Raw genomic sequence first — 5,774 nt, forward strand, 5'->3', positions numbered from 1 at the left:
GTACCGCTTCGAGTAGTTGCTTCCCACCTGGCTCTACTTCCTCTGGAACCTCAGGTCCCAGTCTCCAGGTGTCCGTGATCAAGGGGAAGCTTCACCCAGGAGTGCACCGACTGCCTCGACACCCCAAACCGCCGCCCACCGCCTCGTGGTCGACCGGGACGCCGGTCGATGCCCATCGGTCGGCGGCGGGCGCCGATCGCGTGCAGCGTCGCTACATCTCCCGCAACAATCTCCACCACCGCCAGCCCAGGCTCCGACACGAGCACAGCATTGATGTCTCCCATGCCGTACGAGACGGGCCTCGCCAGGCTGGAGTTACGCCGCAGGCCACAGTTCACCCAGCCGTGTTGCTGGGTCCGTGCGGGCCAGCTGCATCAAGGTAGTGGGACGCATACGCAGCAACCCGGCGGTCAGCGGCTTTCGGACGTCAGCCCGACTACTGCCTACGACCGGGCACGCACCTCGTTTGCGTGGCTGACGACAGCCCGGCCCGCATAGTCCCGAAGCCACTGGGTGCGGCGGACACGCTGCTGGAGGCGGGCGAGGAACCGACCGACCTCTCCCCCACGCCGCCCGCCGGGCTGCACGGCGGGCCCGGCTTCCATCCTGATCAGGACTGAGCGGCGGCGGCTCAGCGGTGAGGGATGCCGCCCAGCGCCGAGGGTGACTCCCTGGGGGGCGACTCGGGGCCGGTGGAGCGCGAAAGAAACGGAAGCCCATATTTTATGACGTCGGTCACAGCGCTCCGGCAACCGACCGGCGTACTTAGTAGACGCGGCGTGGCAATATCTGAGGATTTGTCCGTTTTGGCCTGGATGCGGATCCCGCCGCGCGTCCCGGAATTCCGCCCGGCCGGCCCGCACGCCCGCTGCCCCGTGGTGTAAGGCTTCTGACGTCGCGACAGCTTTCCCTCCCGCCGCCATGTGCGGACTGGAGACCCGCGCACTGCCCTGGCGAGGTCCTGGGACCTACGAGGCGACGTAGTGGCGGGACCCTTTGCGCTCCCTGTCGAGCCGTTCTAAGAATGACGAGCCACAGGACGTCGCTGCAGTTCGGAACCGGTGTTCACGCAGAGTCGACCGCGCACCGGGCGCTCGGCGTCACCGAGTGAGTAGGAGCCCCCACATGAAGTCGTCCCGAACGTCCGCGAGACTCCTCGCCCTCGCTCTCGGCCTGGGTCTGGCCTCCAGCGTGCTGGGCGCGGCGGTGCCGGCGAGCGCCCAGATGGCCGCCACCCCGTCCGCTTCCGCCGGTACCTCCGTGGCGCGGTACGACGGGTCGGTTAAGGAGGCCGCGAACAACAAGGCGTTCTTCGAGGCTGTGCTCAAGTCGGTCGCCGAGAAGCGCGCCGCCCAGCCCAACGCGCAGGCGGTGACCGTCTACTACAACGCCTCCCAGGCACCGAGCTTCCGTTCGCAGATATCGAGCGCGGCCTCGAACTGGAACAGCTCCGAGTCCAACGTCAAGCTCCAGGAGGCTTCGAGCGGTGCCGACTTCTCCTACCACGAGGGCAACGACCCGCGCGGGTCCTACGCCTCCACCAACGGCCACGGAAGCGGCTACATCTTCCTTGACTACGCCCAGAACCAGCAGAACGACTCGGTCCGCGTCGTCACCCACGAGACCGGGCACGTGCTGGGCCTGCCGGACAACTACAGCGGGCCGTGCAGTGAGCTGATGTCGGGCGGCGGCCCCGGCCCGTCCTGCACCAACCGCTACCCGAACGCCACCGAGCGCTCGCGTGTCGACCAGCTGTGGGCCACCGGACTCGCGCAGGCCCCGGGCACGGTGAACCAGCCCGCTGACCACCTGAGCGCTGCACCGCCGGTACGGACCGTGGCGCCGGGCCACGGTCCGGGGCGTCCGCTCCACAGCACGTCCTGGAGTTGATTGCGTTCCCAAGTGGGAAGCGGCTCGCTGTCGAGGATTGCTTCAGCCACATGCTCAAGACGGTCGTCTGAGCACTCTTGCAGGCTGGCCGACAGACGCTGGTGCTTTGTATGGCTGTCCTGGGAGGGCGAAGCCAACCGCCCACTGGTTGGTGACCTTGAACGTGGCCAACAGGGCCGGGTTGGTCGCCAACACTGCCAGCCCGGCCACGATCAGCAGAAGCCGGCTCTCTCGCCACCCACCCGCGCCCATCGTGCACTTTCACGACCTCCGGCACACGGGCAACACCCTCGCTGCGACCGGTGGCGCAACGACGCGCGAGCTGATGCAACGCATGGGGCACTCGTCGGTGCGGGCCGCGCTGATCTATCAGCACCTGGTCAACGGGCGGGACCATGCGATCGCCGCTCACGTCGACGAGCAGATCAAAAGGGTCCGCCCGGCCGAGCCCTCCGCGGATGGTCCGGAGGAGGCATCTGGCACGTGAGTGGCACGACGCCACTCCCCCGCCGGAATGGCGGAGGAACGATCAAGGCCCAGGCTCCCGGTTTGATGCCGGTGACCTGGGCCTTTGCCGTACTTCCTGCTGGTGGGCGCGGACGGTTTCGAACCGCCGACATCTGCTTTGTAAGAGCAGCGCTCTACCCCTGAGCTACGCACCCGTGGATGAAGGAACAGCGTACATGGCGCATGGCCGATGCTCACAAACGGTTGCCCGGACCGGCGGAGACCAGGGGATTCGGGGGACATCCCCACCCCGCATACGGTAGCCGTCCGGATTCTCACCGGGGTGCCGCGCTCCCTACGGTGGTCCCACACCGGTGGGAGAGGCCCCCGGACTGGACGGGGGATCGATCACCGTGGCACTCCATACCCGCACCCGCACACTCGTCGCGTCCGTCGGGGCCGTAGTCGTTGCCCTGGGTCTGTCCGGTTGCGGAAGTGCGGATGTGGAAGACGCGCCGGTCGAGCACAAGTCGTTCGCGTTCAAGGGGAAGTCCCTGACGATCGACTCCGGTAATACGGCCGTGGAGCTCGTACCGGCCGATGTGGACAAGATCGAGGTGACGCGTCGTGTCGACGGGTGGGTGGTGCTCGGGAACGGGCCCGATGCCCGCTGGACGATGCGGGACGGCAAGCTCACGCTTCGGGTGAAGTGCAGCGCGGTCATCAGCAACTGCGCGGCCCTGCATCAGGTGAAGGTGCCGCGCGGGGTCGCGGTGACGGTGAACGGTGACAACGGCAGGGTCGTCGCCTCCGGGTTCGACACTCCTCTCACTCTCCGTTCCGACAACGGGAGGGTGACCGTCCGTGACTCCAGTGCGCCGCTGAGGCTGGAGAGCGACAACGGGGACATCGTCGCGGAGCGGATCGCCAGCAAGTCCGTCTCCGCGCAGTCGGACAACGGGGAGATCCGGCTCGGGTTCTCGGCCGTGCCGGATCTGGTGGACACCGTCAGTGACAACGGTCAGGTGACCATCGAGCTGCCGAAGGGTCCGCAGGCGTATGCGGTGACCGCCGTCGCCGGGAACGGGGACATCTCGGTGCGGGTGCCGCGCAGCGAAGACAGTCCGCATGTGGTGAAGGCCCACAGCGACAACGGACAAATCACGGTGCGAAGCGCGAACTAACAGGCCCGTGTGTTCGTCCTTACCTGGTGGGAGAATGAACCGGGCAAGGCGATACGGCACGGGAGAGGGATGTGACGGCGACACACGCGCGGCCGCAGGCAAGAGCGGGTGGCAGAACCGCCGTCAGGGACGTCCTCGGATTGATGCTGCTGCCGGTGCCGTTGCTGGCCGCGGCCCTTCCGGCTGCCTTCGCCGGTGGTGGTACGCGGCGCTGGTTCGGCGGCCGCGGGGAGAACCAGCGCGCCGATGCGCAGGCGGCGAAGGATGCGGCCGCGGAGGCCTTCTACGAGCTGGACACGGCTCAGCGCGACCTGCAGATCTCGATCGAGACGATCACCGCGGTGGACAGCTCGCCCGCCGCACGGAAGGTCGTGGACGATTTCGCCGCGCTGGGGCGGCGGATCGACGAGGCCAGCCATGCGTACATCACGGCGGTCGACGCCCACGACCTCGACCGGGACGATCTTGAGCCGGCCGTCGCGGCGCGGGCCCGGACGGAGCTGACCGGTGCCAAGGACGAGCTCGTGCGGGTCAAGGGCGAGCTGGAACGGTTCGCACAGGGGCTCGGCCCACTCCTGGGGAACGCCGAGACGCAGCTCGCCCAGCTCGCTCCCGCCGTCGAGCGGGCGCGACAGGCGCTCCTCGGTGCGAGCAATGCTCTCGATGCGGTGCGCGCGTCCGGACTGCGAGCAGACGATCTCGCCGCACGCCTGGCGGCCCTCGCCCCCGAACTGACCAAGCTCAACCAGGGCGCCGGCCGGCACGGTGTAGCGGACACGCTGCAACGCGCCGATCACGTGCTGCGCAGCGCCGAGGCCGTGCGGGCCGAGGCGGCGCAGCTTCCCGAGCGCGCCGCCGAGATCGACCACCGGCTGGTGTCGCTGCGCACGCGCGCCCAGGCCCTGACGACGCGCGCGGGCTCGGTGGAGCCGGTGCTGAGCGAGCTGCGGCGGCGGTTCACCGCCGCCTGCTGGCAGGACCTCCAGCCCGTGCCCGAGCAGGCCGCGGTCAATGTGCGGCAGGCCGAGGAGAAGCTCAAGGAGGCCGCCAAGGCGCGGGACGAGCAGCGCTGGGCCGATGCGACATCGCGGCTGTCCACCGTACGGGCCCTGCTGAACGCGACGGACGAAGCGGTGTCCGCAGCCGGTGACCGGCTGCGCCGCCTCGACGACGTGGCCAAGGACCCCCAGCAGGAGATACAGCGGACCCGGTTCGCCATCCGCGACGCCCAGCGCCTGGCCATGGCGGGGCGCAACACGCCCGAGCCGCGCCACGCCCGGCCGCTGGACGATGCCGTGGCCCGGCTGGAGCGCGCGATCGCCGGGCTGGAGGGTCGCCACCCCGACTACTGGCACTTCCTGACCGAGACCGAAGCCGTGCGGCAGGCGGCGGCGCGGGTGGTCTCGGAGATCCGTGGGGAGCGGGGCACCGGCGGCTGACCGAGTTGTCGCGGCCGTGCGCGGGGCGGATCCTGGTGGTATCGCGAAGGAGGCCACCATGGCCACCCATGCAGTGCATCCCCCGCGGCGCCGTACACAGAAGCCCGCACGGCGCAGCAGAGTAGCCCGGCTCGACGACCATCTCCCGGTCGATCACCGGCTCAGCAGCATCTACCGCGTAGGGGCGGGGTTGATGGGGCTGGTGCTGCTTGCCTTCGGCATCCTGGGACTCATCGACAGAATCGGTTTCTTCAACACGGGCGACGCCACCGTCGCGGGCCTGAACACCAACGGGGCGCTCAGTGTCCTCTCCATCTGTGTCGGGCTGCTCCTGTTCGTCGGGATGGTGATCGGCGGCAACTTCGCCTCGACGCTCAACATGGTCCTGGGCATCGCGTTCGTCCTCAGCGGCTTCGTCAATCTCGCGCTGCTCGACACCGCCTTCAACTTCCTTGCGTTCCGTATGCAGAACGTCCTGTTCAGCTTTGTCGTCGGGTTGATGCTGATGATGTTCGGGATGTACGGAAGGGTCAGCGGCGGGCTCCCGCACGACAACCCGTACTGGCGCGCCCGCCATCCCGAAGAGACCGCCATGGAACAGCGCCTCAACCGGCGTTCGTCGATGCCGATCGTCCGGCCGGAGCCGTAGTACGCGGTGGCCGCGGCGCCCGCCGGTTAGCCTGGGCCCATGCCTCGTTACGAATACCGCTGCCGCTCCTGCCCGGCTTCCACAGTTCGGCGGGGTTTCGGTGGGTCAGGTCGGGGATCGATGCTGGTCAGCGCGTTGCGGCTAGCGGCACGGGCTGAAAATGCC

5 protein-coding genes, 1 tRNA gene and 2 pseudogenes are annotated in these 5,774 nt (G+C 68.7%); 6 read left to right on the top strand and 2 right to left on the bottom strand.

Annotated features, from left to right (window positions below; translation table 11 throughout):
- Positions 1 to 50: 50 nt before the first annotated feature.
- Entirely contained in the window at positions 51 to 284 is a 234-nt protein-coding gene (locus ABZV38_RS39335; protein ID WP_356333652.1) for a DUF6207 family protein, read from the bottom strand.
- 216 nt (positions 285 to 500) lie between these two features.
- On the opposite strand from ABZV38_RS39335, the pseudogene ABZV38_RS39340 reads away from it, so the two are divergent.
- The 3 genes and pseudogenes from ABZV38_RS39340 to ABZV38_RS39350 form a co-directional block, all read left to right on the top strand.
- Positions 501 to 620: pseudogene (locus tag ABZV38_RS39340) on the top strand (polyphosphate kinase 2); the annotation flags it as partial.
- A 505-nt stretch (positions 621 to 1,125) separates the two neighbouring features.
- The gene (snpA, locus tag ABZV38_RS39345) at positions 1,126 to 1,890 is read left to right on the top strand and encodes a snapalysin (RefSeq protein WP_356333654.1); all 765 of its coding nucleotides are present in this window, start codon (positions 1,126 to 1,128) and stop codon (positions 1,888 to 1,890) included.
- A gap of 253 nt (positions 1,891 to 2,143) precedes the next feature.
- Positions 2,144 to 2,377, top strand: a pseudogene (locus ABZV38_RS39350) (site-specific integrase); the annotation flags it as partial.
- A 100-nt stretch (positions 2,378 to 2,477) separates the two neighbouring features.
- On the opposite strand, the gene ABZV38_RS39355 reads toward ABZV38_RS39350, so the two are convergent.
- Positions 2,478 to 2,552 (bottom strand) — tRNA-Val (locus tag ABZV38_RS39355).
- Positions 2,553 to 2,750: 198 nt separating this feature from the next.
- Here ABZV38_RS39355 and ABZV38_RS39360 point away from each other — a divergent pair.
- The 3 genes from ABZV38_RS39360 (at position 2,751) to ABZV38_RS39370 (ending at position 5,609) form a co-directional block, all read left to right on the top strand.
- Entirely contained in the window at positions 2,751 to 3,521 is a 771-nt protein-coding gene (locus ABZV38_RS39360; RefSeq protein WP_356333656.1) for a DUF4097 family beta strand repeat-containing protein, read from the top strand.
- Between the two features lie 71 nt (positions 3,522 to 3,592).
- Complete coding sequence (locus tag ABZV38_RS39365; protein WP_356333658.1) at positions 3,593 to 4,960, top strand: hypothetical protein; 1,368 nt, start codon at positions 3,593 to 3,595, stop codon at positions 4,958 to 4,960.
- Between the two features lie 58 nt (positions 4,961 to 5,018).
- Complete coding sequence (locus ABZV38_RS39370; RefSeq protein WP_356333659.1) at positions 5,019 to 5,609, top strand: DUF4383 domain-containing protein; 591 nt, start codon at positions 5,019 to 5,021, stop codon at positions 5,607 to 5,609.
- Positions 5,610 to 5,774: the final 165 nt, after the last annotated feature.

Origin of the sequence: Streptomyces sp. NPDC005181, assembly GCF_040608395.1 — a bacterium.
In the GTDB taxonomy this organism is placed as follows: domain Bacteria; phylum Actinomycetota; class Actinomycetes; order Streptomycetales; family Streptomycetaceae; genus Streptomyces.